Source organism: Mycobacterium colombiense CECT 3035 (genome assembly GCF_002105755.1).
Classification (GTDB): domain Bacteria; phylum Actinomycetota; class Actinomycetes; order Mycobacteriales; family Mycobacteriaceae; genus Mycobacterium; species Mycobacterium colombiense.
On record NZ_CP020821.1, the window covers coordinates 4214806 to 4240211 of the forward strand.

General features: G+C 69.4%; 18 protein-coding genes and 2 pseudogenes. 10 read left to right on the forward strand and 10 right to left on the reverse strand.

The window, feature by feature from the left end; translation table 11 throughout:
• The first annotated feature begins 30 nt into the window (after positions 1 to 30).
• Entirely contained in the window at positions 31 to 927 is an 897-nt protein-coding gene (locus B9D87_RS19810) for an SDR family NAD(P)-dependent oxidoreductase (protein WP_007769515.1), read from the forward strand.
• Positions 917 to 2478: pseudogene (locus B9D87_RS19815) on the forward strand (AMP-binding protein). Before B9D87_RS19810 ends, B9D87_RS19815 begins: the two are co-directional and overlap by 11 nt.
• Before the next feature lie 4 nt (positions 2479 to 2482).
• On the opposite strand, the pseudogene B9D87_RS19820 reads toward B9D87_RS19815, so the two are convergent.
• Positions 2483 to 7314 (reverse strand): annotated as a pseudogene (locus B9D87_RS19820) (cation-translocating P-type ATPase).
• A gap of 170 nt (positions 7315 to 7484) precedes the next feature.
• On the reverse strand, positions 7485 to 8441 hold the full coding sequence (locus B9D87_RS19825) for a sigma-70 family RNA polymerase sigma factor (RefSeq protein ID WP_007769507.1): 957 nt from the start codon (positions 8439 to 8441) through the stop codon (positions 7485 to 7487).
• Between the two features lie 157 nt (positions 8442 to 8598).
• On the opposite strand from B9D87_RS19825, the gene B9D87_RS19830 reads away from it, so the two are divergent.
• Complete coding sequence (locus tag B9D87_RS19830) at positions 8599 to 9369, forward strand: SDR family oxidoreductase (RefSeq protein ID WP_007769506.1); 771 nt, start codon at positions 8599 to 8601, stop codon at positions 9367 to 9369.
• 27 nt (positions 9370 to 9396) lie between these two features.
• Complete coding sequence (locus tag B9D87_RS19835) at positions 9397 to 10134, forward strand: DUF899 domain-containing protein (protein WP_007769505.1); 738 nt, start codon at positions 9397 to 9399, stop codon at positions 10132 to 10134.
• A gap of 102 nt (positions 10135 to 10236) precedes the next feature.
• On the opposite strand, the gene B9D87_RS19840 is transcribed toward B9D87_RS19835, so the two are convergent.
• Both B9D87_RS19840 and B9D87_RS19845 read right to left on the reverse strand, forming a co-directional pair.
• Positions 10237 to 10461, reverse strand: a complete 225-nt coding sequence (locus tag B9D87_RS19840) for a hypothetical protein (RefSeq protein WP_007769504.1) — start codon at positions 10459 to 10461, stop codon at positions 10237 to 10239.
• A gap of 47 nt (positions 10462 to 10508) precedes the next feature.
• The gene (locus B9D87_RS19845; RefSeq protein ID WP_007769502.1) at positions 10509 to 10883 is read right to left on the reverse strand and encodes a nuclear transport factor 2 family protein; all 375 of its coding nucleotides are present in this window, start codon (positions 10881 to 10883) and stop codon (positions 10509 to 10511) included.
• A 66-nt stretch (positions 10884 to 10949) separates the two neighbouring features.
• Between B9D87_RS19845 and B9D87_RS19850 the strand changes: the two genes are divergently transcribed.
• Positions 10950 to 11432 carry an SRPBCC family protein gene (locus B9D87_RS19850; RefSeq protein WP_007769500.1) on the forward strand — a complete coding sequence of 161 codons (483 nt, stop codon included), beginning with the start codon at positions 10950 to 10952 and terminating at the stop codon, positions 11430 to 11432.
• A gap of 27 nt (positions 11433 to 11459) precedes the next feature.
• Here the strand turns inward: B9D87_RS19850 and B9D87_RS19855 are convergent, their stop codons facing one another.
• From B9D87_RS19855 to B9D87_RS19880, 6 genes are read right to left on the reverse strand one after another with little or no spacing between them, the layout of a single operon-like run.
• Positions 11460 to 12620 (reverse strand): NDMA-dependent alcohol dehydrogenase, encoded by a 1161-nt coding sequence (locus B9D87_RS19855; protein ID WP_040629494.1) that lies wholly within the window; start codon positions 12618 to 12620, stop codon positions 11460 to 11462.
• Positions 12621 to 12662: 42 nt separating this feature from the next.
• On the reverse strand, positions 12663 to 14135 hold the full coding sequence (locus B9D87_RS19860) for an acyl-CoA synthetase (RefSeq protein ID WP_007769495.1): 1473 nt from the start codon (positions 14133 to 14135) through the stop codon (positions 12663 to 12665).
• Entirely contained in the window at positions 14132 to 14914 is a 783-nt protein-coding gene (locus tag B9D87_RS19865; RefSeq protein ID WP_080598492.1) for an SDR family NAD(P)-dependent oxidoreductase, read from the reverse strand. Before B9D87_RS19865 ends, B9D87_RS19860 begins: the two co-directional genes overlap by 4 nt.
• Before the next feature lie 2 nt (positions 14915 to 14916).
• On the reverse strand, positions 14917 to 16566 hold the full coding sequence (locus B9D87_RS19870) for an AMP-binding protein (RefSeq protein ID WP_007769482.1): 1650 nt from the start codon (positions 16564 to 16566) through the stop codon (positions 14917 to 14919).
• A gap of 21 nt (positions 16567 to 16587) precedes the next feature.
• The gene (locus tag B9D87_RS19875) at positions 16588 to 17328 is read right to left on the reverse strand and encodes a GntR family transcriptional regulator (protein ID WP_007769480.1); all 741 of its coding nucleotides are present in this window, start codon (positions 17326 to 17328) and stop codon (positions 16588 to 16590) included.
• Entirely contained in the window at positions 17328 to 18950 is a 1623-nt protein-coding gene (locus tag B9D87_RS19880) for an SMP-30/gluconolactonase/LRE family protein (protein WP_007769477.1), read from the reverse strand. The genes B9D87_RS19875 and B9D87_RS19880 overlap by 1 nt, the downstream gene beginning before the upstream one ends.
• Before the next feature lie 219 nt (positions 18951 to 19169).
• On the opposite strand from B9D87_RS19880, the gene B9D87_RS19885 reads away from it, so the two are divergent.
• Genes B9D87_RS19885 through B9D87_RS19905 form a run of 5 tightly spaced genes read left to right on the forward strand, consistent with a single transcriptional unit; the run spans position 19170 to position 25365 of the window.
• Positions 19170 to 20024 carry an SDR family NAD(P)-dependent oxidoreductase gene (locus tag B9D87_RS19885; RefSeq protein WP_040629604.1) on the forward strand — a complete coding sequence of 285 codons (855 nt, stop codon included), beginning with the start codon at positions 19170 to 19172 and terminating at the stop codon, positions 20022 to 20024.
• Positions 20024 to 21400 carry an aromatic ring-hydroxylating oxygenase subunit alpha gene (locus B9D87_RS19890; RefSeq protein WP_007769473.1) on the forward strand — a complete coding sequence of 459 codons (1377 nt, stop codon included), beginning with the start codon at positions 20024 to 20026 and terminating at the stop codon, positions 21398 to 21400. The genes B9D87_RS19885 and B9D87_RS19890 overlap by 1 nt, the downstream gene beginning before the upstream one ends.
• Before the next feature lie 5 nt (positions 21401 to 21405).
• A complete protein-coding gene (locus B9D87_RS19895; protein WP_007769472.1) occupies positions 21406 to 23259 on the forward strand; it encodes a flavin-containing monooxygenase in 1854 nt (617 codons plus the stop codon).
• Positions 23256 to 24209 (forward strand): SDR family NAD(P)-dependent oxidoreductase, encoded by a 954-nt coding sequence (locus B9D87_RS19900; protein ID WP_007769469.1) that lies wholly within the window; start codon positions 23256 to 23258, stop codon positions 24207 to 24209. The genes B9D87_RS19895 and B9D87_RS19900 overlap by 4 nt, the downstream gene beginning before the upstream one ends.
• A gap of 13 nt (positions 24210 to 24222) precedes the next feature.
• Entirely contained in the window at positions 24223 to 25365 is a 1143-nt protein-coding gene (locus B9D87_RS19905) for a CaiB/BaiF CoA transferase family protein (RefSeq protein WP_007769468.1), read from the forward strand.
• Positions 25366 to 25406: the final 41 nt, after the last annotated feature.

Genomic DNA, 25406 nt, shown 5'->3' on the forward strand with positions numbered 1-25406 from the left:
AAGGCGGCTCGAGTGAATGCGGCAGCGAAGTTGAACGCAATAGCGCAGGCCCTGAACGCGGTCACGGACCACGTGGCCAATCCGGCGCGGGTCTCGGACCCCGACAAGTTGCGCGGCGCCGTCCTCGGCAAGACCGTCCTGGTGACCGGAGCCTCCTACGGAATCGGCGAGGCGACCGCGCGCAGCCTGGCCGCCGCGGGGGCGACCGTCCTGGTGGTCGCCCGGTCCGAGGAACGGCTCTGTGACCTCACGGCGTCGATCAATGCCGGCGGGGGTCGCGCGGTCGCCTACCCGGCCGACCTCACCGACGAATCCGCGGTGAACACCCTGACCAAGCAGATCACCGAGGAGCACGGCCCGCTCGACATCGTGGTGAGCAACGCCGGCAAGTCATTACGCCGCTCGCTGCATGAGCAGTACGACCGGCCGCACGACTTTCAGCGCACCATCGACATCAACTACCTGGGGCCGGTGCGGCTGCTGCTCGGGCTGCTGCCGGCCATGCGCGCCAACGGCTCCGGGCAGATCGTGAACGTGTCGAGTGTCGGCGTGCGGGTGGCGCCGGGTCCGCAATGGGGTGCCTACCAGGCGTCCAAGGGCGCCTTCGACCGGTGGCTGCGCAGCGTCGCCCCCGAACTGCACACCGACGGCGTCGATGTCACCACCGTCTACTTCGCGCTGGTGCGCACCAGGATGATCGCGCCCACCCCGCTGCTGGGCAGCCTTCCCGGGCTGTCGCCGGACGAGGCCGCCGACGCCATCGCCAAGGCGATCATCGAGCGGCCGCGCACCATCGCGCCGCCCTGGGTGCTGCCGGCCGAGCTGGCCTCGGTGCTGCTGGCCGGGCCGGCTGACTACGCCGCGCGGCTGTGGCATCGCCGATTCTTGAGCCAGCCCGACCCCGACGAGGCCGACGATGACGAATGACCGCGTGGTCACCACCGCCGCCCGGGCCCTGCTGCGCTCGGGTCTGCTCACGCCGCCGGCCCCGCTCGCGGGTCTCCGGCTCCTGCGCGAGGCACGCCGGGGCGGCACCAATCCCTACACGCTGCTGGCGGTCACCACCGCACGGTGGCCCGACCGGACGGCGATCGTCGACGACGACGGCGCGCTGACCTACCGCCAGCTGCGGGACGTGACCGAGTCGCTGGCGCGGCGGCTGGCCGCCGACGGAGTTGCGCCCGGGCAGGCGGTCGGCGTGATGTGCCGCAACGGGCGAGGTTTCGTGGCGGGCGTTTTCGCCGCGGCCCTGCTGGGCGCCGACGTCGTGCCGATGAGCACGGAGTTCCGCAGCGATGCGCTGGCGGCCGCGATCCAGGCCCACCACATTTCGACAGTGGTCGCCGACGGCGAATTCGCCGAGCGGGTGCGGAGCGCGGACGAGGCGGTCGCCACGGTCGACCCGGCGACGGTCGGCACCGACGGGGCGCCCGCCCGGACGTCGCCACCCCCGGCCGCATTGTGCTGCTGACCTCGGGCACCACCGGCAAACCCAAGGGTGTGCCGCGCACCCCGCAGATGCGCTCCGCGGTGGGCGTGTGGGTGACGATTCTGGATCGCACCCGGCTGCGCACCGGTTCGCGGGTTTCGGTGGCGATGCCGATGTTTCACGGGCTGGGGCTGGGCATGCTGATGCTCACCACCGCGCTAGGGGGCACCGTCCTGACGCGCCGTGAGTTCGACGCCGAGGCCGCGCTGGCGCAGGCGTCGCTGCACCGCGCCGACGCCTTCACCGCGGTGCCGGTCGTGCTCGCGCGAATCCTGGAGCTGCCCGAGCAGGTGCGTGCGCGAAACCCGCTGCCCTACTTGCGCACGGTGATCTCCAGCGGCGACCGCCTCGACCCCACCTTGGGCCAGCGGTTCATGGACGCCTACGGCGACATCCTCTACAACGGCTACGGCTCCACCGAAGTCGGCATCGGTGCGCTGGCCACGCCGGCGGACCTGCGCGAAGCCCCCGAAACCGTCGGAAGGCCCGTCGTCGGGTGCCCGGTGCGGATCTTCAACAAGAACGACAAGCCGGTCGGCCCGCGGGTCACCGGGCGGATCTTCGTCGGCGGCGAGTTGACCAGCGAGGGCTATACCGATGGCGCGGCGAAAGCCGTCATCGACGGCATGACCAGCACCGGCGACATGGGCTATCTGGACAACGCGGGCCGGCTCTTCATCGTCGGCCGCGAAGACGACATGATCATCTCCGGCGGCGAGAACGTGTATCCGCGTGCGGTCGAGAACGCGCTGGCCCAGCACCCCGCCATCGCCGACAACGTGGTCATCGGCGTCCCCGACGACCGGTTCGGTCAGCGCCTGGCGGCGTTCGTGGTCGCGCAGCCGGGCGGCGAGATCGACGAGGCCGAGCTGCGCGAGTACCTGAAGGGCCGGGTCTCGCGCTTCGAACAGCCCCGCGACATCAACGTGGTCGACAGCATCCCGCGCAATCCCACCGGCAAGGTGCTGCGCAAGCAACTGCCCGGCTGACTGCTCACTCCTCGCCGGGCTCCAGGGCGGCGACCTGCTTGGCCAGCCAGTTGGGCGCCAACGCCGAGATGGCCGTGGCGCCGGCCGTCGAACCCAGCACACCCGACCAGGCCACCGGCCCCAGCGGCGTGCACCCGAAGAACTGACTGAGCACCGGCGTCTGCACGATGCCGACCAGCACGCCGGCGCTGCCCAGGGCGGTGGCCACCACGAGCGGGCTGTGCCGGCGGGTCAGCAGCGTCTGTGCCAGCTGCGTCGTCACGAGCGCGGTCAAACCCATTGTCGCCGTGCGACGTTCGGTGCCCGGCGTCCAGCGCCCGATGGCCCAGGCGGCGGTCGCTCCCGCGGCGGTGACGGCGCCGCGGGTCACGATCTGGCGCATCAGCGGGGCGTCGAGTGAGGGCGTGGGGCCGGTGAGCACCGCGCGGCGGTGCAGGCGGCGCGCCTCGTCGGCGGCCTCGGCGGATTCGTACTCGGCTTCGTCGGGCTCGACGTACTGCGACGTGACCGCGACCGCGAGGGCGGGGAACATGTCGGTGAGCAGGTTGACCAGCAGCAGCTGACGCGTCCCCACCGGTGCGCGGCCTTGGCCGAGGGCGGTCCCGATGATGGTGAACAGCACCTCGCCCACGTTGCCGCCGACCAGGATCGTGACGGCGTCCCGGACCCCGCCCCACATGCTGCGGCCCTCGACCAGGGCGTCCATCAGCACGCCTAGATCCTCGTCGGTCAACACGATGTCGGCGGCGCCGCGGGCGGCCGACGACCCGCGACCGCTCACCCCGATGCCGACGTCGGCCATCCGGATGGCGGCGGCGTCGTTGGCGCCGTCACCGACCATCGCGGTCACCCGCCCGCAGCGCTGCAGGGCGGCCACGATCTGCACCTTCTGCTCCGGGCTCACCCGGGCGAACACCTGCACGTCGGCCACCAGCCGGGCGCACGCGTCCTCGTCGAGGCCGGCGAGCTCGGCGCCGGTGACCACCCGCGCGTCCTCGGGCAGGCCCAGCTGACGGGCGATCGCCCGGGCGGTGATCGGGTGATCGCCGGTGATCAGCACCACGTTGCGCTCGGCGTCCACCAACGCCTCGATCAGCGGGCGCGCCGATGCCCGGGCCGTGTCGGCCAGGCCGACGTAGCCGAGCAGTTCGAGGTTCTGCGCTGCGGCGTCCACGGCGTCGGCGTCGGTGTCGTCGTCGTCGGTCTCGTGCTTCCAGCCGCGCTGCGCCACGGCCAGCACCCGCAGGCCCTGTTCGGCCAGGCCGTGCACCACCGCCTCGGCCCGCTCCTGGTCGGCTTGCGGGTCGGCGAACTTGCAGCGCGGCAGGATGACCTCGGGTGCTCCCTTGAGGACCAGGACCGGCATGTCGGCGGGGTGGCCGTTGTCGTGGCCCACCGTGCCGATCGCGGCCGCGAAGCCGCGGCTGGACTCGAACGGCACCTCCGCGAGCATCTTCCAGTCCGAATCGCCTTGGCCGTTAAGTGAACTCGCCGCGGTCAGGATCGCCTCGTCGGTGGCGTGCGCGTGCCCCTGGCCTTCCTGCGGCTGAGCGGACGCGCGCGCGGCGGCCCGTAGCAGGCCGGCCGACTCCGGGTCGGTCAGCTTCGGGAAGGGCTCGTGCGGGTCGATGTCGTCGGGCACCGCGCACACCACGCGCAGCCGGTTCTCGGTGAGCGTGCCGGTCTTGTCGAAGCAGATCGTGTCGACGCGGCCGAGCGCCTCGATGGTCCGCGGCGCGCGGACCAGGGCCCGCGCGCGGTCAGCCGCTGGGCGGCCGAGAGCTGTGACAGGGTGGCCACCAGCGGCAGGCCCTCGGGCACGGCGGCCACCGCGATCGCGACGCCGTCGGCCACGGCCTGGCGCAGCGGCGCGCGGCGCAGCAGCGCCAGCGCCGACACCGTCGCGCCGCCCGCCAGCGTCAGTGGCAGCACCTTGCTGGTCAATTCCCGCAGCCGGGCTTGGATCCCGGCCGCCGTCTCGACGTCGGCCACCGCCGAGATCGCGCGATGCGCGGCGGTGCCGACCCCGGTGGCGACGACGATCGCGCGGGCATGCCCGGCGACGATCGTGCTGCCCTCGAACAGCATGCTGGCCCGGTCGGGGTCGTTGACGGCGACGGGGTCCACCTGTTTGTCCACCGGAAGCGACTCGCCGGTCAGCAGGGACTCGTCGACCTCGAGGTCCTCGGCGACCAGCAGGCGGGCGTCGGCCGGGACCACCTCGGGGGCGGCCAAATCGATGACGTCGCCGGGCCGCAGCGACTTCGCGGACACGGTTGCGGTGCGAGTGGCGTGCCGCGCCGCCTCGAGCCGGCGGCGCGTGGTCGCCACGGCCGGGACGACCACCCGGCGCACCAGCTGGTCCTGTTCGGCGAACAGCTCGGCCGCGGCGGACTCGGCCCGCAGCCGTTGTGCCCCACCGGTTATCGCGTTGACGGTCATGACGCCGGCCACCAGCAGCGCGTCGACGTTGCTGCCGACGATCGCCGACGCCGCCGCGCCGACGGCCAGGATGGGAGTCAGCGGGTCGGCGAGTTCGGTCCGGGTGGCCGACGCCAGCCGGACCACGCTCTGCAGGGGCTTGCGCAGGGGTTCCAGCGCCGGGCTGTAGGACAGGTCGTCGAGACGGCGCCGCCAGGACGGCTCGGTTTCGACTGCTATCGGCCGCGCGCCACCGGCCAGCCTCGAGTACACGATCTCGGGATCCAGCGCGTGCCAGGCGGTCAGCGGTTGCGGAGTGGGGTCGGGCAGCCGGAGCACCCGGGTGGCGGAGAAGGTTCCGGCCAGCAGCGCGGTGGCCGCGGCGGCGTTGACCGGGTTGAGCCAGCGCCGGAAGCTCACCGGGCTGGTGCCTGCCTCCTGCTCACCGGTGACCAGCAACAGCCCGGCCAGCGTGGTGCCGCCCTGCGCCAGGTGCACGGCCGACTCGCTGGCCGACCGGGCCACCGGAATCGCCGACAGGATCCGCACCGCGTCGGCCAGGTCGGTGCCGGTGATGATGTCCGCGGTCCATGCCGTCGCGGCGCGCGGATCATCAAGCGCCACACCGACGTCGGCGATCGCGAGCGCGGCCAGGGTGTCGGTCGAGGCGAAGTCCCGATGCAGCGCGGTGATCAGCAGCACCGGTCCGCGGTCGGCCCGCAGCTCCCGGACCACGTTGAGCAGCGGCGTGCCGGGCGGGTGCGTGGTGCTGACGCTGGCGGTGAGGTCCTCGGTGCCCGCGACGTGACGCAACACCACGCGCGCGCCGGTGCGGTTGGCGGTCTGGAACAGCGGAATCGCGTAGGGGTCGACCTCCCAGCCCACGTCGACGCTGCCGACGCATTCGCCGTCGACGATCAGGTCGGCGCTTTCCAGGCCCTGCGCCGGCGTCGCCGACGATCCTTGCTTGCGAACCCATTTCAGTCGTGCGCCGGTCGCGGGCAATTCATCCGGGTCGGGCTCGGGCGCCTCCTCGCCGTGCAGCAGCGCGTCGGCCACCTCGTAAACCCGGTCGTCGTCCCAGCCGGGAGCGTCTCCGCGGACGTGCAGGACCGCGCGATGATCGCCGCGCAGCGCGGCGCCGTCGATGACGACCACCTTCACCCGGTCCAGGCGGCGCAGGGCGCCCGGGTCGAGGACCAGTTGCCCGGAATTGGCAAGCCCGCGACCCAGAATCGCGGCGAACGCCTGGCGGCCCATGTGCGCGGCGCGGGGCACCCCGGCCTCGATGGCGGCGGCCGCGTCCTCGGTGCCGCCGCCGGCGACCAGCGCGCTGACCGCGGCGATCAGCGAGCCGTTGGCCGCGGAATCGACATAGCTTTCCACCGGCCCGGCCATCGAGCCCTTGGCCTTGTCCATCGCGGCGTCGATCGTTCCGCCGACGACGACGTGGGAGGCCTCACCGGCGGCCGCCGCAGCCCAGCTGTGCCGGGGCACCTCCGACTTGGCCGAGGAGATGACCGGGACCACCGGCGCCTGCGGCCGGTCGGGGGAGGCGAGCTGCGGCTCGCGGTCGCGCCATACGCGCCGGTGCGCCGACGCCTCGGAGACCTGCAGGGTGCGCTGCGTCAGGTCGAGCATCGGGGTGCCGAACGACTGGGTCAGACCGTGGGCGGCGGCCGTCGTCGCGGCCAAGGCGATGTCGGTGCCCACCCGGCCCAGCCGGCCCTCCAGGATCGAGACCATGCGCGGTTGGTGATTGATCAGCGCGGCCGCGGCGCGGGTGGTCTGCGGCGCGGCGGGCAGGCGGGTCACCCAACCGGTGACCGCGGCCCCCATCGCGACGATATCCATCGCCGCCGCGGTGAGGGGCACCAGAATCGCCAGCGGGTTGCCGGGATCGGCGAACGGGGCGGACAGCGGCGGCGACTCCGACGTGGACCAGGTGATGTCGGAGGCGATCGAGGACACTGTGGCGCGCACCTCGTCGAGCACCGCGTCGTTGTCCGCGTCCTCGGACAATTCGACCACGAGGCGGCCCAGCGAGCCCTCGACGTGCGCCTTGGTCACACCCGGGATGCGGCGCACCGGCTCTTCCACGGCGGGCGCGTACTCATGCCAGCGTGGGAACGGAAGGAGGGGATCCAGGTCCAAATGCACGCGGTGCCCGCTGTGCCAGCGCACCGGCGGCAGGACGGCGCCGCGGGAGCTGTCGGACGAACCCTCCAACCCGATCGCGCGTCCCGTCGTCTGGGCGACGGTCTGGATCACCGGGCCGGCGAGTTCGGTTACCGGGCTGGCCAACGTCTGCAGCGCGCCCGCGGCGCCGGCCGCGGTGGAGACACCGGCCCGCACCACCTGCGCGGCTCCGCCAGCTACACCAGCGACGACGCTGGAAACGCCGGGAATCTTCACTCGTCACCCTTCAACTTGGTCTACCGCGCCTAATGATCCTGGCGTGTGGAGGACCTGTCCACACGTGGGCGGGAAGGTAAAACCGTGCGACGACACCTCGGACAATGCAAGCCGATGCAGGTCGGGCCTCCCTTAGAGAGCAAGGGTGCGATTACGTCCCTGCTGCAAGGTTACCGGGTTGGCGCCAAACCAAACGTGGCGAACAAACCGGGGTCGAGGAAGACGGTGATGCCGGCCACGCCGGTAGCGCCGGTGGTCAGCACGTGAATGGAGTGGGCCCGCATCGCCCCGTCGGCGCTGCGACGGTACTCGGCAACGGCGGGTTGGGAATTCGCGGCCGTCGGGATCATCACGATATCGCCGGGCTCGGCCAGGGCACGGCCGGCGAGGAATCGCAGCACGGCGTCGCGACCGGTGAACCACACTGGCATCGGCGGCATTTCGAGTTTGACGTCGGCTTGCAGCAGCGCCGTCAAGGCGGCCATGTCCGCGTTTTCGAATGCCGCGCAATACCGGTCGAGCAGTTCGCGGCGCTCGGCATCGCCCGGCTCGGACACGCTGTCCTCGGTGGGGGACAGTTCGGCGAGGTGGGCGCGGGCGCGTTGCAGCGAGCTATTGACCGCCGCGGGCGTGGTTTCGAGCAGCTCGGCGACCTCGGCGGCGCTGAACTGCACGACGTCGCGCAAGATCAACACCGCGCGTTGCCGCGCCGGAAGCTCCTGGAGGGCCGTCATCACGGCCAGCCGCACGCTCTGCTTGGCGGCGAGGTCGTCTTCGGGGCTCTTGAACATCAGCGCGTCGGGGATGGGCTCCAGCCAGGCATGCGCGCCGGCCTTCGCGTCGAAATCGGCGTCCGGGTCGATCGAGCCGTCGCCCACGCCCATCGGCAGGACGCGACGGGCGCGGTTCTCCAGGGCCCGCAGGCAGGCCGTCGTCGCGATCCGATACAGCCACGTCTTCAGCGCCGCGCGCTCCTCGAACGCCGGATAGCCCCGCCAGCCCCGCAGATACGTCTCCTGGACCAGGTCCTCGGCGTCGTGCACCGAGCCCAGCATGCGGTAGCAGTGCGCGATCAGCTCGGCCCGAAATGGCGCCGCCTGCTCGACGAAATCCTCCTGCGCCGGCACGACCACTCCTTTCGGCTGCGAGGGAACCTACTCCCTTAGAGACATCCCGCCCCCGAAATTCATCGGTCCGCGGTCGATGAATCCGGATGCCGCGCCGTATCTGAATTGGTGAAGCCGCGGCCACCGCCGCAGACCACGTCAGAGAGCGAGAACGACCATGAACCAGTCCAGCGCCGCCCACGCCGATGGGCTCACCGGCACCACCGCGATCGTGACCGGAGCCGGCCGCGGCTTCGGCCGCGCCATCGCCGCGGCCTTGGTGGCCGCCGGTGCGCGCGTCGTCGGCGTGGCGCGCACCCGATCACAACTCGAGGAGGTGCGCGCCCAGCTCGGCGACGCCTTCACCCCGGTGGTGGCCGACGCCGCCGATCCGGCGACGGCCGAACGGCTGATCGACGAGCACCGGCCGCGCACGCTGGTGCTGTGCGCCGGCGCGACGCCCCCGATGTTGCCGCTGCAGGAGCAGACCTGGGAGACGTTCAGCGAGAACTGGAACTCCGACGTCGCGCAGGCGTTTCACTGGGTTCGCCGGACGCTGCTGCGCCCGCCGGCGCCGGGCAGTTCGGTGATCGTGATGTCCAGCGGCGCCGCGCTGAACGGGTCGCCGCTGTCGGGCGGCTACGCGGGTGCGAAGGCGACCATCAGGTTCATCACCAGCTACGCCGGCGCCGAAGCGCAGCGCGCGGGCCTCGGGATCGGGTTCACCGCCGTGCTGCCGCGCTTGACGCCGGCCACCGCCCTCGGCGCGGCCGCCGTCGCCGCCTACGCCGAGCGCCAAGGTGTCGACGTCGACACCTTCGTGCAGGCCAGCGGGCCGGCGCTCACCGCCGAGCAGGTGGGCAAGTCGGTGCTCGAGATCGCCACCGGCGGCGCCACCGGCCAGGACGCCTACCTACTCACCGCCGCCGGCCTCTCACCGCTGGCCTGAACATCCGGGACCGAAAGGCAGACAGCGATGAACACACCGCCGATCGTCTCCGCCCGACAGTGGGCGGGCGCGCACCAGCAACTGCTGGCAAAGGAGAAGGAACTGACCCGGGCCCACGACGCGCTCGCGGCCCTGCGACGCCGGATGCCGTGGACGGCCGTGGACAAGCGGTACGAGTTCGACGGACCCGACGGCAGGGTCGACCTGCTGGGCCTGTTCCAGGGCAGGCGCCAGCTCGTCGTCTACCGCGCCTTCTACGGACCCGACGTCGACGGTTGGCCCGACCACGCGTGCCGGGGCTGCTCGATGATGGCCGATCACGTCGGCAACCTGGCCCACCTGAACGCCCGCGACACCACGCTGGTGTTTGCGTCGCGCGCGCCGCAGGCCGACATCGAGCGTCTCAAGGCGCGGATGGACTGGAAGATGCCGTGGTACACGATCACCGACGACTTCGACGCCGATTTCGGGGTGGGCGAATGGCACGGCACCAACGCCTTCATCCACGACGGTGACCGGGTGTTGCGCACCTACTTCATCAACAACCGCGGCGACGAGGCGCTCGGCACCACGTGGAGCTTCCTGGACATGACGGCGTTGGGCCGCCAGGAAAGCTGGGAGGACTCCCCGCCGGGCTACCCGCAGACCGCTCCCTACGAGTGGTGGGACTGGCACGACGCGTACGGCGAGCACGCGCCGTCGCGCTGGTTCGGTGAGCCCGACCCGAACGATCCCGACGACCAACGGCCGCCGCGCGAGAAGTAAAGGGGGTCAGCCGAATTGGACTTCAATGGGGCCGGAAAACACGAATGCGCGGTAGCCGTCGGGCGGCTACTCGCGCATTATTCTCAGGGCGACCGGAATTCGTCAGAGAATTCGGTGGTGTGCCCTGTCGACCTGGTACCCGGCCGGGAACGACTTCTCGATGACCTGCAGGTGGTGGTCCACCCTGGACTCCAGCTCGAGAACCACACAGCTATCGCCGAGCGCTTTTGATTCGAGAACTATGTACCGCTGACCACAATCGGTGATCGGGTCGCCCGAGTGCAATTTCTCGACCGGCACCGACTCCGGAGTTGCATCTGCCTCCATCCATGACACGTTAGGTCAATTCCGTGGGGGAGGGAATAGACCGGCTGTCAGGCGCCGGCGGGCCGCTGCTTGAAGAACACGCTGACGTGAGAGATCAATCCGTCGTCGTCTCGCTCGAACAGGATGCATTCGGGCCACGTGGTCGCGACGCCGTCGACGTCGAATGTCTCGGACAGTTCGGCGTACGACACCCGGCTGTCCACGTGCGAGACCCGCCGCACGTGCAACCGATGACCCTCCAGCGCGGTGCACGCCTTACGCAGGAAGGCGATATAGCGCGCCTTGCCCTCGACCGCGTCGCAGAACGGTCCCTCCCGGGTCAGGCCTTCCTCGGCGATGGTGTCGGCCAGGCCGTCCCAGTCGTGAGCGGCCAGGCATTCCAGGTAGCGCTCGACGACCTGACCTTCTGCCGCGTCGCCCATCACGCCTCCGCTCCTCGGCCTGCGCCGAGCGTAACGCCGCGACGGAAAAACCGGCAGAATGTCGCCGTGGCGTTACACTCGCGGGCCCGGTCGTTGTTGTTCGTCCACGCCGATCGGACGCTGAGCGAGCTGGTGCCCGCGCCGCCGGACCCCGTTCGTGACTTCTACGTGGACCTCGACAACATCAAAGCCGTGCACCCGCTGATCGTGTCGGTGGACACGGTGTCCCGCACCGAAACCCCGGACGGCTACCAGCAGACCTATCGCGTGGTCGACCGGATTCCCGTGGGGCCGTTGACGATCCGAACCAGCTATCGGGCACGGCTGCGGGTGCCGGTCCGCGGCGACGTGCTGACCGAGGCCGATCAATCTCCTGGCGTGCGGCTGCGCGGCGCGGTGAGTTTCGAGGCCGTCGACGGAGGAACCCGCGTCACCGAACGGATTTCGATCACCGCACCGCGGCCGCTGGCCGGGATGACCATCCGCGAAGGCGTGAAGGCGCACGTCAAGATGCTGGCCGGCATCCGGCGTCACTTCGAGTCCGGGTGACCGAACGCCTTGGGGCTGCTCCCGTGATCACACGCCGGCGAAATCGATCACGCCGCGAATGTTGCGGCCCTCCCGAAGGTCGGTCATCGCCTCGTTGATCTGGTCGAGCCGATAGTGGCGGGTGACCAACTCGTCGAGCTTCACCGCGCCCGCCTGGTACATCGACAGCAGCATCGGCACGCTGGTACGCGGATTCATCCCGCCGTACAGCGCACCCCGCAGCTGCTTTGCCGACAGCGTCATCTCCTGCAGCACCAGGGGAACCGGGGGTTCGGTGAACGGCGTGATGCCGGTGAGCACGCAGACGCCGCCCTTGCGCAGCAGCGCCATCGCCAACGGCAGCAGGTCGACGTGTACCACACCGGGGCAGATCACCACCCGGTCCGCCATCAGGCCGGCGGTGATCTCTTTGACCACCGGCATCGCCTCCTGCGCGGAGGCGGCGGTGTGCGTGGCACCGAAGATCTTCGCCGAATCCCGTTTTGACTCAACCGGATCCACCGCGACGACATACTTCGCACCGACGGCGCGCGCACCTTGCAGGGCGTTCATCCCGACCCCACCGGCGCCGATGACGACGACCGTGTCGCCGGGTTCGGTGCCTGCCGATATCGTCGCGGAACCCCAGCCCGTGCTGACCCCGCACGAGACGAGCGAAGCGGCATGGAACGGGACAGCGTCGTCGATCTTGATGACCGACTTTTCCGACAGCACCGCGTATTCGGCGAACGTGCCGAGTTGTCCATAGGCCAACAGGTCTTCGTCGCCCAGGTGCCGGCGGCACGTTCCGTCGGTGGGCATCTCCCGGACGAACAGGCTTGCGCCGATGTCGCAGATGTAGCTCTGCCCGTTCACGCAGAAGCGGCAACTGCCGCACGCCGGTATGAACGACAGCGCCACATGGTCCCCCGGCCGCACCGACGTCACGCCGGGCCCGACTTCTTCGACGACACCGGCACCTTCGTGACCGCCGAGCAGCGGGAACCAGTCCGGTGCCGGCTGACCGCTGGCGGCCACCGCCTCGTCCGTCGGGACCACGTCGCCGGTGAACAGGTGGTCGTCGGAGTGACAGATTCCGGCGACGGCCATCCGCACCATGACCTCACCCGCGTGGGGCGGGTCCAGCTCGATCTCGCGGATCTCCCAGTCCTGGCCCACCCCGCGGATGACAGCGGCTCGACACTTCATGTGCGATCTCCCTTTGTTTCGTGTGGCATTGCGGCCCCGCCCTCAGTGCGCCAGGCCGGCGCGCAGCTCACGCTTGAGCACCTTGCCGTAGCTGTTTTTCGGTAGTTCGTCGACGAATTCGTAACGCTTGGGACGTTTGAAGCGGGCGATGCGCTCCAGCAGGTGTGCGTCCAGAGCCGCGGGATCGACCGAGCCGACGATGAAGGCGACCACGATCTCACCCCATTCGGCGTCCGGGGTGCCGACCACGCACGCCTCGGCGACGCCGGGGTGTTCGAGCAGGACCTCCTCCACCTCGCGGGGGTAGATGTTGCTCCCGCCGCTGATGACGACGTCCTTCGACCGGTCCCGCAGCGTGAGGAAACCGCGCGCGTCGAACGAGCCCATGTCGCCGGTGTAGAGCCAGCCGTCCTTGAGTGCGGCGCGGGTCGCTTCGGGGTTCTTCCAGTACCCGGACATGACCGCGTCTCCGCGACAGACGATTTCGCCGATCTCACCGGGCGGCGCCGGGCGACCGTCGGGGCCCAGCACCGCGACCTCCATCCCCGAGCGCGCGTAACCGACCGAACCCAGGACCGCGTCGTCGCCGGATTCGTGGTCGGCGCGTCGCAGCCCGGTGATGGTCATCGGTGACTCGCCCTGCCCGTAGATCTGCGCGAAGATCGGGCCGAACGCTGCGATCGCCTTGCGCAGGCTTTCGACGTACATGGGTCCGCCGCCGTAGACGATGGTGGCCAGATTGGCCGGGCGGGCGCGACCCGTGGCGACCAGACGTTGGACCATCGTCGGAGCCAGGAATGCGCTGGCGCTCGGGTGATGCTCGCAGAGGTCCAGGAATTCGTTCGGATCGAACGCCCCCGACTCGGGGAGGACCTGGCGCGCGGCGCGCAGCACGTACGGAAGGATGTACAGGCCCGAGCCGTGCGACATCGGTGCCGCGTGCACCAGGCTGCAGTTCTCGTCGGGGGCGTCGATGTCGGCGAGGTGCGCGACCGTCATCGCCGTGAGGTTGCGGTGCGTCAGCATTGCGCCTTTGGACCGACCGGTGGTGCCGCTGGTGTAGAACAGCCACGCCAGCGCCGACGGATCGGCGCGCGGGGGCGCCGACGGATGGGAGTCGAAACGCGCCGAATAGTGTTCGGAGTCAAGGAGTTCCGTCGGCGCCGCGGTCATCGGCGCGAGCTCGGCGCCGATGGCCTGCGAGGCGAACACCCGGGCGGCTCCGGCGTCGTCGAGGATCTGTGCCATCTCGCGCGGATGCAGCTTGTAGTTGATCGGGACGACCACGCAGTCGGCGGCCCAGGTCGCGAACATCAACTCGATGATCTCCGGACGGTTGTGGGTCGCGATCGCGATCCGGGCACCGGGATCGTGCTGCCGCCGGATCGACGCGGCCAGGCGTAATGCCCGGTCGCGCAACTCGATCCAGGTGCACACGCGGCGCTCTCCCCGGTACACCGCGCCGCGATCGGGGAAGCGGCTCGCGGCCGCGTCGAGCAGCGCGAACAGATTCATCGCTCGATCCACTGTGCCGACAGCGCCGATTCCGACAGGTACTTCGTCGAGCTCCAGCCGCCGTCCACCACGATCGTCTGGCCGTTGATGAAGCTGCCGCCGGGCGAGCACAGGAACGCGACGGTGCTGGCGATGTCGTCGATGCGGCCCAGCCGCTGATGCGGCGTCATCTCGGTGTTGATCTTGCGGAATCGCTCGTCCTCCAGGCGCTTTTCGACCATCGGCGTCACGGTCACCCCGGGCGCGACGGCGTTGCAGCGGATGCCGGACGCCCCGTACTGGCAGGCGATGTGGGTGGTCAGCGCGGTCAGCCCGCCCTTGGCCGCGGAGTAGGCGCCGCCGCGCAGGCCGCCGACGACCGCGAAGGTCGATGTCACGTTGATGATCGCTGACCCGGGCGCCATGTGCGGCAACACGTCTCGCGCGAGCCGAAACGGCGCCCGCAGCATCAATCCCAGGAAGTAGTCCAGGGTCTCGTCGTCGGTTTCGTGCAACGGTTTGGGGCTGCCCACTCCGGCGTTGTTGATCAAGAAGTCGATGTGGCCCCACCGGTCGACCGCGAGGTCCACGATGCGGCGCGGGGCGTCATCATCGGTGAGGTCGACGGCGAGGGTCGCGACGCGATCCGGATCGCCGACCGCGCTTGCCAGTTCGGCGAGCCGCGCCTCGTCGCGGCCGGTGCCGACGACGGCCATGCCCATTTCGGCGAGTTTTGTGGCGCACCCCAGGCCTATACCGCTGCTTGCTCCCGTGACGATCGCGACCTGCATCTCACCCATCCTTAGTCTCCGCGCGGCGACCCGCCGCGCCCGGCTTCGCCGCGTTCGCGATCGCCGCGTATCAGCGACGCCCGGATCTGGTGCTTGAGTATCTTGCCCGCGTCGTTGCGCGGAAGGGCGTCGGCGAGCACAACCTGTTCGGGGGCCTTGAATTTGGCGACACCCTTGCCCACCAGCAGGTCAAGCAGGCTCGCGACGTCCGGGGCCTGTCCGCCCGCGGGGACGATCACCGCACAGGCCCGCTCACCCGTGCGCTCGTCGGGCAGCCCGACGACCGCGATCTCGGCGATGCCGGGGTGGTCGGCGAGCAGGTCCTCGACCTCCTTGGCCGAGATGTTCTCGCCGCTGCGGATGATGACGTCCTTGGCCCGGCCGGTCACGACGAGGTACCGGTCTCCCGAACCGGCCGAGACCCAGCGCCCCAGGTCCCCGGTACGGAAAAAGCCCGCGGCATCGAAGGAATCGTCTTCGGGATGACGGTAACCCACCAGCATCTGCGGACCCCGCACACAGATCTCCCCGTCGCCGGTGGGCGCGGCCTCGTGCGCGACCAGCTTGATCTCCGCGATCCCCGGCCTGCCGTCGGTGTCCGCCGCGGGACCCGTTTCGTCCGGCCGGGGGGCGCCGACGGTCGCGACCGGCACTTCCGTGCAACCGTATACCCGGGTGACCACCGCGCGATCGAAATACTCGGCGGCCCGGCGGATCAACGACGGCGACACGGACGCGCCCCCGCAGATGAACACCTTCAGGTCGGGCAGCCGCGTGCCGGCCCGCTGCGCGGCGGCCAACAGCTGTTGCAGAAACGGTGTGGCCCCCGCCATGTGGGTGCACCGATGCGAGTCCATCAGTGCGACCGCCCCGGCCGCATCCCAGCGGTCCATCAGCACGGCGGTGGTACCCAGCAGTAGCGGGCATTCGAAGGCATAGATGGAGCCGCCGATGTGGGCGACCGGCGACGGCACCAGGAAGGTGTCGCCCGGGGCGACCGTCCAGTGGTCACGGATCTGGCAGATGAGCGCGTGCATCGAATTATGGGTGTGCAGCACGCCTTTCGGCCGGTTCGTGGTGCCGGACGTGTACAGGATCATCCGCACGGCGTCGGGATCGAGCGACGGCAGGGCCACGTCCCGTGGCGGGAGCTCCAGCAGCGCGGCATACGGTGTGTGCGGTCCGGCGTCACCGCGCAGCGCCACCACCTCAGGCGGGCGGTCCATCGTGGCGGTCACGCGTTGCAGCATCGCGGCGTAGTCATGCCCGCCGTATTGCTGCGGGACGAAAACAATTGCGGTGCCGGCGTCTTGGAGGATGTAACGCAGGTCATGGTCGCGCAGCGACGGCAGGATCGGGTTCACCACCATGCCGGCCAGCGTCGCGGCCAGGTAAATGACGGCGCTCTCGTGCCAGTTCGGCAGCATGAACGACACGACGCTGCCCGTGGGCGCGCGCATCAACAGGGCATGTGCCAGCGCGTCGGCCCGAGCGTGCAGCGTGGCGCAATCGAGTCGTACGTCCTTGTCCACCAGTAGCGTTCGGTGCGGCGATTCCGTCGCGGCGGTGCGCAGCGCGTCGGCCAGCGTCGTGTCCACCCACAAGCCCCGCCGGTACGCCTCCGCCGCCTGCGTGGCATCGCGGGCGGTCCGGGCGGTCACCGCGACCTCATCTTTGGCGTCCTATTCGTCCACACGGCGCATGGTCATCGCGTACCGGAACCTGGACGACAGGTGGGTGTTGATCGTCACCTGGGCCACCTCGCCGTCGGAGGTCGTGTAGGTGCGCCGCATCTGCAGCGCCGCCGTGCCCGCCTCCACTCCGAGACCGTCGGCCAGCTCCGGGGACAGCAGGACGGCGGCGATCTCCTGGTGCAACTGGGCGACGCTCACGCCGAACAGGTCCTCGATCAACGGGAATATCGGGCCGGCGTGGCGTTGCAGCAGCCTGCCTACCGCCGCGAAACTCCGGTTGATGTAGTACTCCGTGCGGCACAGCGGGACCGACGCGTCGTCCGCTTGCCGGTAACCGCGCACCGACAGCCACTGGCTGCCCAGCTCGAGGCCGGTCCGGGCGGCGAGGTCGTGATCGATGGTCACCATCGCGTTGGATTCGATGGTCAGCTGCGCGCCGGACGCGAACGCCAGCAGGTCGTCGATCGACATCGCGTCCTGGGCATAGGAACTCGACGCCGGCCGGGGAACCACCCGGGTGCCGGCGCGCGGCCGGGACGCCACCAGGTTGTCCTCGCGCAGCCGCCGCAGCGCCTCACGGATGGTGTAGCGGCTCACCGCGAAGCGCTCGCAGAGTTGGTGCTCGGTGGGCAACTGCGAACCCACCGGGTAAACACCGTCGACGATCTCTTTGCGCAGCGTGCGCGCAATCTGCAGGTAGCGATGGTCGCCCGTGATCGCCTGGGACATCACGGCCCGTCCGGTGCCGGGCGCAACGCCAGCACGCTGCCGTCGCCGTCGGCCGAAACGTACAGCGTGCCGTCCGCCGCGGCGGTGATGCCCGCGAAGGGGCCCTGCGGTCCGGAGAACGGCGGCATGCCGCGCAGCGGCTTGGGCGTCACCCCCGGTGGGGGGCCGACCGGCAGCCCGGCGGCGATCGTGCGCCGCGCGTTGGTGCCCAGATCGACCGCGATCAATTCCTTGGCGCCGGCATCGACGACGTAGAGCACGCCGTCCCGCACCAGAATGCCTTGCGGGCGTTGCAGATCAGCCACGGCGGTGTCGACTCTCGAACCGTTCACCCCGATCACCCGCCCGGCTTCGGCCTCGGCCACCAGGCACGTCCCGTCCGCGTCGATCGCGACACCCACCGGCTCGCGCAACCCGGTCGCCAGCACCTCGACACCATCGGATCGCAGCGAGAGCACCCGCCCGGTACCGAGCTCCGCGAACACCACGCCGCTCGCGGTCACCGCGACGCCGTACAGCTGGTCGAAACCGTCTGCCAGCACCTCGGTTTCGCTCGCCTCCGGCCGGTACCGGGCGACCTGGCCGCCGGACGTGGTGACGACGAATTCGCCGGGCCCGCTCGCCGCGACGCCGCGCAGGAATCCGGGGTAGCCGGGGCTGAACAGCATTCCCGCGGTGTGCAGGGACCCATCGGGCAGCGCGACGTAGAAGTAGGTGCCGTCGGCGATGTAGAGCCGTCCGTCGTGGCCCATCGCCAGGTCCAACGGCCAGTTGAGGCCGCCCCGCAGCACGGATCGCGTTGTGCCGTCGGGCGATATCTCGGTGATCTCGCCGGTGAAGTTGGAGACGAACAGCCGGTCGCCGACGAACGTGCAGTTGTCCAGGCCCGGATTCAGCTGGGCGAGCAGGTGTTGTTCGCCGCTGCGGGGATCGATGCGCAGCACCTGACCGCTGGCCACCTGGGTCGAGACGATCTGGCCCCGGGCGTCGAACTTCACCGAGTCGGGCACGCCGAGATTGCCCGCCACGCAGTGCGGTTCGCCCCCGTCGGGGTCGATGCGCCAGATCTCGTTGGCGCCCATCACCGGGAAATACAACAGGCCGTCCGGGCCGACTTCCATCGCGTTCGGGGACGGTACGTTCTCGAGGAGCATCCGCGGCGGTCCGCCGGCCAGATCGAATTCCAGCAGCCGCCCGCCCTCGCGGCATTCGCCGATGAACAGCCGGCCGTGGTGAAAGGTGATGCCGTTGGCCGACGGCACGTCGTCGCGCAGCACCCGCGTCCGGCCGCTGGTGTCGCGCACGCTCACCCGGCCGTCCATCACCTCGGTCGCGTACAGGTTGCCGTCGGCGTCGAAGGCGACGTCGTCGGGCGCCACGATGTCGCCGCCCTTGGGGCTGGCGGCCACCAGCTCGCCGGTGCGGTGATCCAGCGCGCTGATCTGACTGCCGGTCACCTGGGCGATGTAGATGCGGCCGTCCGGTCCGGTGCGCAGACCGTTGGCGCCGAACAGCCGACTGGGCGCGGTGACGCGCTCCAACTCCCAGCCCTCGGCGACGTCGATCGGGTGCGACGGTGCATACCGCGAGGGCAGCGTGGAGATGGCCCGTGAGGTGGACATGCTCGCCGAGGTCCTTCCATCAGCCGTTTGGGCTGGACGCTATCAACTCCGCCTAGTCCAGACAATAGCGGCCGCCGGGTGCGCAATCGGCCTTGACAGCGAAGTCCACCGATCGGAATAGTGTTCTCAACAGGGCAGAACGCGATATTTTGTCCGGACAATATGCGAATTTATTCTGCCGTGGACGCGTCACGCGAGGGCGGCAGGCGAAAGCGGGTCATGGCCGATCACGAGGGACTTCTGGGGCTCGACGGCCGCGTCGTGGTGGTGTCCGGCGCCGGCGGGGGCGGTATCGGCACGACGGTCACCGCCATGGCCGCGCGGGCCGGTGCCACCGTGATCGCGGTGAGCCGGTCGAAGGAGAACCTCGACGAACACGTCGCCCCGCTGGCCGCCCACGGTCTGCCTGTGGTGCCCGTCGCGGCCGACGCGGCGACCGACGAGGGCATCGCGGCGGTGATCGACCACGCGCGTCGCGCCGACGGCGACTTGTACGGGCTGGTCAACGTCGCCGGTGGCGCTGACCCGTCGACGTGGATGCCGTCCACCAGGGTGTCGCGCGGCGACTGGCGCAAGATCTTCGCCGACAACCTCGAAACCGCTTTTTTCATGAGCCAGGCCGTCGCGGCCGAACTCGTCGCGCAGCACCGGCCGGGGTCGATCGTGTCGATCTCCTCGATCAGCGGCATGAACACCGCGCCGTTCCACATCGCCTACGGGACGGCCAAGGCCGCGATCGCGGCGATGACGCGCACCATGGCCGTCGAGCTGGCGCAGGCGGGAATTCGGGTCAACGCGGTGGCACCCGGCGTGACCGAGACCGCGGCCTCGCGCACCTACGTCGAGGAGGACCCCGAGCGGGACCGGCAGGCGATCCCGATGGGCCGCCGTGGGCGGCCCGAGGAGCAGGCCGGCGCCATCCTCTTTCTGCTCTCCGAGCTGTCGAGCTACGTCACCGGCCAGACGCTGCTCGTCGACGGCGGCCTGGACCTCAAGTGGAGCCACCTCGGCGCCGACAACACCTCGCTGTTCCTCAAAGACGAATCCTTCCGCGCGGCGATCAGGAGGATGTGATGACCGATTTAGCCAAAGGCGCGAATCCCGAAGCAGCCGAAGAACTCTCGGCGCCAATGACGATCGGGGTCGAGGCGTACATCTCCGAGGACTACGCCCGCGCCGAGCGCGACAAGCTGTGGCGCAAGGTGTGGCAGCAGGTCGGCCGCGTCGAGGAGCTGCCCGAGGTGGGCAGCTATCTGACCTACGACATCCTCGACGACTCGATCATCGTGGTGCGCACCGGGGACAACGAGTTTCACGCCCACCACAACGTGTGCATGCACCGCGGCCGGCGCCTGATCGACACCCCCGAGGGCACCAAGAACGCCTGCGCGCGAACCCGGAAGTCGTTCGTCTGCGGCTTCCACGGCTGGACCTACGGCCTGGACGGGGCGTGCACCCACATCCGCGAGCAGCAGGACTGGCAGGGCGCGCTCACGCCCGACAACACGCATTTGCGAGGAGTCCGGGTCGACACCTGGGGCGGCTGGTTGTGGATCAACATGGATCCCGACTGCGAGCCGCTGGCCGACTTCTTGTTCCCCGCCGCCAAGATCCTCGATCCGTTCGGGTGTGAGAACATGCGCTACAAATGGCGCAAGTGGGTTGAATTCGACTGCAACTGGAAGGTGGCGCTGGAGGCCTTCAACGAGACCTACCACGTCTACACCACACATCCGGAATTCAATAAGTTCGGCGAGTTCAAGGGATGGGCGAAAGCCCAAGGCAAGCACAGCCATATCGGCTACGACGCCCCGGAGGACATGGAGGCCACCAAGTCCAAGATCCGCCTCGGCATCGGCGCCGATCCGCGCGTCTCGACCGCCCAGATGCAGGTGTACACCATGGAGGAGACCAACGCCACGACCACCCAGACGCTGGTGAACGCCGCCAAGCGACTGGTGGACGAGCTGCCCGAGGGGACACCGGCGGACAAGGTGCTCGAGCACTGGCTCGCCTCGGCGCGTCGCGACGACGAGGCCCGCGGGGTGATCTGGCCGACGATCCCGCCCGACATCCTCGGGCAGGCCGGCACCGCATGGCAGATCTTCCCGAACTTCCAGATCGGCCAGGGTTTGACCAGTGCCTTGTGCTACAGCGCGCGGCCGCACCCCAGTTACAACCCGGACAAGTGCATCTTCGAGGTGTCCGTGTTCGAGCTGTATCCCAAAGGCCAAGAGCCGCAGACGGAATGGGAGTACACCCCGGTCGGCGACCCCCGGTGGCGTTCGGTGCTGCCGCAGGACTTCTCCAACATGGCCGCCGTGCAACAGGGCATGAAGTCTTGTGCCTTCCCGGGCACCAAGCCCAATCCGTATCGCGAACGCAGCACGGTCAACCTGCATTACCAATTGTCGAGGTACATGGGTACCGGAGAACCACAGGAGCTTTGAGATCGATGACAACGTCCGAGGCCTGCGGGCCCACCGAGGTACCGCAGGACGTCGACATCGACGCGATGCGGGTCAAGTACGCCCAGGAGCGTGCGAAGCGCCTGCGCAAGGATGGCGGTGCGCAGTATCTCGAACTCGACGGTGACCTGGCCGGCCTCTACGAGGTGGACCCGTACACCCCGGTGGCCGACCGCCGTCGGATCGATGAGGACATCGAGGTCGTGGTGCTCGGTGGTGGGTTCGCAGGGTTGTTGTCGGGTGCGTACCTGAAAAAGGCTGGTGTGCAGGATGTTCGGGTCATCGACATGGCCGGGGACTTCGGCGGTGTGTGGTATTGGAACCGCTTCCCGGGCATCCAGTGCGACAACGACGCTTACTGCTATGTCCCGATGCTCGAAGAACTCGAGTTCCTGCCGAGCAAGAAGTTCGCCGACGGTGCCGAGATCTTCGCGCATTGCCAGGCCATGGGCAAACACTTCGACCTCTACGACGGCGCGATCTTCTCCACCCAGGTCGAGACCATGCGCTGGGACGAGGAGATCAAGCGCTGGCGGCTGACCACCAACCGCGGCGACGACATCCGCGCGCGGTTCGTGGTGATGGCGCAGGGCTCGTACAACAAGCCGAAGCTGCCCGGCATCCCCGGCATCAAGGAGTACCTAGCCGCCGGCGGCCACGCGTTCCATTCCGCGCGCTGGGACTACGACTACACCGGGGGCGATGCCAACGGCGGTCTGCACAAGCTCGCGGACAAGCGCGTCGCACTCGTAGGCACGGGGGCTACCGGCGTTCAGCTGGTGCCGCATCTCGGCCGGGATGCCCAGCAGCTCTTCGTGTTCCAGCGCACCCCGTCGTCGGTGGACATGCGCGCCAACACGCCCACCGATCCGGCCTGGGCGGCGACCCTGCAGCCCGGTTGGCAGGAGGAGCGTAAGCGCAATTTCCACAACTGGTCACCGTTTGTCGGGGTGGTGTTCGGTGAACCGGATCTGGTGTGTGACTTCTGGACCGAATTGGGCCGCAACATGACCGCCCGGATTGCTGCAAGCCCAGATCCCGCCTCGCTCGGGATCGAGGAGATCATGAGGATCCGGGAGGAAGAGGACTTCAAGATCATGGAGCGGCTGCGGAGCCGCGTGGCCGCCCTGGTCGACGATCCCGAGACCGCCGAGGCACTCAAGCCGTACTACCGCTTCATGTGCAAGCGACCGTGCTCGAGCGAGACGTACCTGCCGGCGTTCAACCTGCCCAACGTGACGTTGGTGGACGTGGCGGAATCCAAGGGCGTGGAGCGCCTGACGGAGAAGGGCATTGTCGCCAACGGCGTTGAGTACGAGGTCGATTGCGTGGTATTCGCAAGTGGATTCGAGATCTCCACCGAGATCAGCCGCCGCTTCGCGGTCGACGTCATCGAGGGCCGCGGCGGGCTATCGCTGTTCGAGTACTGGCACGACAAATACCAGACGCTGCACGGCATGACCACCCGCGGCTTCCCCAATCAGTTCTTCACAGGCTTCATCCAGGGCGGCGTCTCGGCCAACACCACCGCGATGTTCGAGCAACAGGCCGAGCACATCGCCTACATCATCGCCGAGGCGCAGAGACGCGGCGCGACCACCGTCGAACCCAGTCAGGAGGGCCAAGACGGCTGGGTCCGGACGGTCGCCGAACTCGCGATCGATAACTCCGCCTTCGAGATGTCTTGCACGCCTGGCTATTACAATAACGAAGGCCAGGGTGGCGCCAAGGACAATGGTGCGTTCCTCGGCGATTTCTACTCGCCGGGCTTCTACGCCTTCGGTGACCTGATCGCCGAGTGGCGCTCCAGGGGTGACCTGGAAGGCCTCGAGCTTTCGTGAGCGAGTTGAGATTCGACGACCGCGTCGCCGTGGTGACCGGAGCCGGTCGCGGGCTGGGCCGCGCCTACGCGCACCTGCTCGCCTCGCGTGGCGCGAAGGTGGTCGTCAACGACGCCGGCGGCGGCCTCGACGGCGACGGGACCGACTGCGGGCCGGCCGAACAGGTCGTCGCCGAGATCACCGCGGCCGGGGGCGAGGCCGTCGCATCCGGCGCGTCGGTGGCCACCCGCGACGGCGGGCAGGAGATCATCCGGACGGCGGTCGAGCGCTACGGCCGCATCGACGTCCTGATCCACAACGCCGGCAACGTCCGTCGCGGCTCGCTCAAGGAGATGAGCTACGAGGACTTCGACGCCGTGCTCGACGTGCACCTGCGCGGCGCCTTCCACGTCGTGCGGCCGGCCTTTCCGCTGATGTGCGAGGCGGGCTACGGCCGCGTCGTGCTGACCTCGTCAATCGGGGGCTTGTACGGAAACCACAACGTGGCCAACTACGCCGCCGCCAAGGCCGGCGTGATCGGGCTGTCCAACGTCGTCGCGCTCGAAGGTGCCGCCGAGGGCGTGCGGTGCAACGTGATCGTGCCGGCCGCGGTGACCCGGATGGCCGAGGGCATCGACACCTCCGCGTACCCGCCGATGGGCGCGGAGCTCGTCGCGCCGGTGGTGGGCTGGCTCGCTCACGAATCGTGTTCGGTGACGGGCGAATTGTTCATCGCGCTGGCGGGCCGCGTGGCGCGGGCGGTCATCGCGGAGAGCCCGGGCGTGAGCCGGCCGTCGTGGACCATCGACGAGGTCGGCGGCCACCTGGATGCGATCCGCTATGTCGAGGCGCCGCTGATTTTCCCGGTGGTCCCGGACGGACACAACGAGCACATCCGCTACAGCTTCGAACTGGCGCAGAGGTCAAACGAAGTACATGGCTCAACCGACCAGGGAGCGCTCAATGGTTAGCCCGACGGGCCCGATGGCCGGCGTGCGCGTGATCGACCTCACCGCGATGGTAATGGGCCCGTACTGCACGCAGATCATGGCCGACATGGGCGCCGACGTGATCAAAGTCGAACCGCCGCAAGGGGATAACACCCGCTACATCTCGGTGGGCCCGGCGCCGGGCATGAGCGGGGTGTTCGTCAACGTCAACCGGGGCAAACGCAGCATCGTGCTGGACCTGCAGACCGACGCCGGATCGCGCGCGCTGCGCGCCCTCGTCGAGACCGCGGACGTGTTCATCCACTCGATGCGCGCCAAGGCGATCGCCAAGCTCGGCTTCGGCTACGACGACGTCGCCGCGATCAATCCGGCCGTCGTCTACACCAATTGCTACGGATACGGACGGCGCGGGCCCGACCGCGACCGTCCCGCCTACGACGACACGATCCAGGCCGAATGCGGACTGCCGGCGGTGCAACAGCAACTGACCGGCGAGGCCGACTACGTCGGAACCATCATGGCCGACAAGATCGCCGGTCTGACCGCGCTGTACGCGACGACGATGGCGCTGTTCCACCGCGAGCGCACCGGACAGGGGCAGGAAGTCGAGGTCGCCATGTTCGAGACCATGGCGTCGTTCATGCTCGTTGAGCACGCCAACGGCGCCCTGTTCGACCCCCCGCTTGGGCCGGCGGTGTACCCACGCACCGTGGCGCCCAATCGCCGACCGTACCGGACCAGCGACGGCTACATCGCCGCGCTGATCTACAACGACAAGCACTGGAACGCCTTCATGAAAGCCGTCCAGCCGCCGTGGGCCAGCGAGCTGTATTCGACGCTGGAACAGCGCGCCCGCGAGATCGACACCGTCTACGGGCTGGTCGCCGAGACCATGAAGGAGCGCACCACCGCCGAGTGGCTGCAGCTGCTGCGCGAACTCGAGATACCGGCCGCACCGCTGAACACGCCCGGCGCGCTGTTCGACGACCCGCACCTGAACGCCGTCGGCATGTTCGAGACGGTGGACAGCCCGCACGGACCGGTGCGCTTCCCCGGCGTGCCCACCTGGTTCTCCCAGACACCGGGGCGCGTCGCCGGGCCCGCACCCGAACTCGGCGCACACACCGCCGAGATACTCGACCAACTCGGGCTGGCCGTCGACGCCAACCCGGGATAACGCTCGCTCAACGAAATGTATTGCTAGTAGAGGAGTTTCCG

What these genes read in the sequence shown, in the direction of transcription:
- B9D87_RS19830 (WP_007769506.1), top strand. Translation starts at nt 8,599, where the DNA reads ATGAACCAGTCCAGCGCCGCCCACGCCGATGGGCTCACCGGCACCACC.
- B9D87_RS19835 (WP_007769505.1), top strand. Translation starts at nt 9,397, where the DNA reads ATGAACACACCGCCGATCGTCTCCGCCCGACAGTGGGCGGGCGCGCAC.
- B9D87_RS19840 (WP_007769504.1), bottom strand. Translation starts at nt 10,461, where the DNA reads ATGGAGGCAGATGCAACTCCGGAGTCGGTGCCGGTCGAGAAATTGCAC.
- B9D87_RS19845 (WP_007769502.1), bottom strand. Translation starts at nt 10,883, where the DNA reads ATGGGCGACGCGGCAGAAGGTCAGGTCGTCGAGCGCTACCTGGAATGC.
- B9D87_RS19855 (WP_040629494.1), bottom strand. Translation starts at nt 12,620, where the DNA reads ATGAAGTGTCGAGCCGCTGTCATCCGCGGGGTGGGCCAGGACTGGGAG.
- B9D87_RS19860 (WP_007769495.1), bottom strand. Translation starts at nt 14,135, where the DNA reads ATGAATCTGTTCGCGCTGCTCGACGCGGCCGCGAGCCGCTTCCCCGAT.
- B9D87_RS19865 (WP_080598492.1), bottom strand. Translation starts at nt 14,914, where the DNA reads ATGGGTGAGATGCAGGTCGCGATCGTCACGGGAGCAAGCAGCGGTATA.
- B9D87_RS19875 (WP_007769480.1), bottom strand. Translation starts at nt 17,328, where the DNA reads ATGTCCCAGGCGATCACGGGCGACCATCGCTACCTGCAGATTGCGCGC.
- B9D87_RS19880 (WP_007769477.1), bottom strand. Translation starts at nt 18,950, where the DNA reads ATGTCCACCTCACGGGCCATCTCCACGCTGCCCTCGCGGTATGCACCG.
- B9D87_RS19885 (WP_040629604.1), top strand. Translation starts at nt 19,170, where the DNA reads ATGGCCGATCACGAGGGACTTCTGGGGCTCGACGGCCGCGTCGTGGTG.
- B9D87_RS19890 (WP_007769473.1), top strand. Translation starts at nt 20,024, where the DNA reads ATGACCGATTTAGCCAAAGGCGCGAATCCCGAAGCAGCCGAAGAACTC.
- B9D87_RS19895 (WP_007769472.1), top strand. Translation starts at nt 21,406, where the DNA reads ATGACAACGTCCGAGGCCTGCGGGCCCACCGAGGTACCGCAGGACGTC.
- B9D87_RS19905 (WP_007769468.1), top strand. Translation starts at nt 24,223, where the DNA reads ATGGCCGGCGTGCGCGTGATCGACCTCACCGCGATGGTAATGGGCCCG.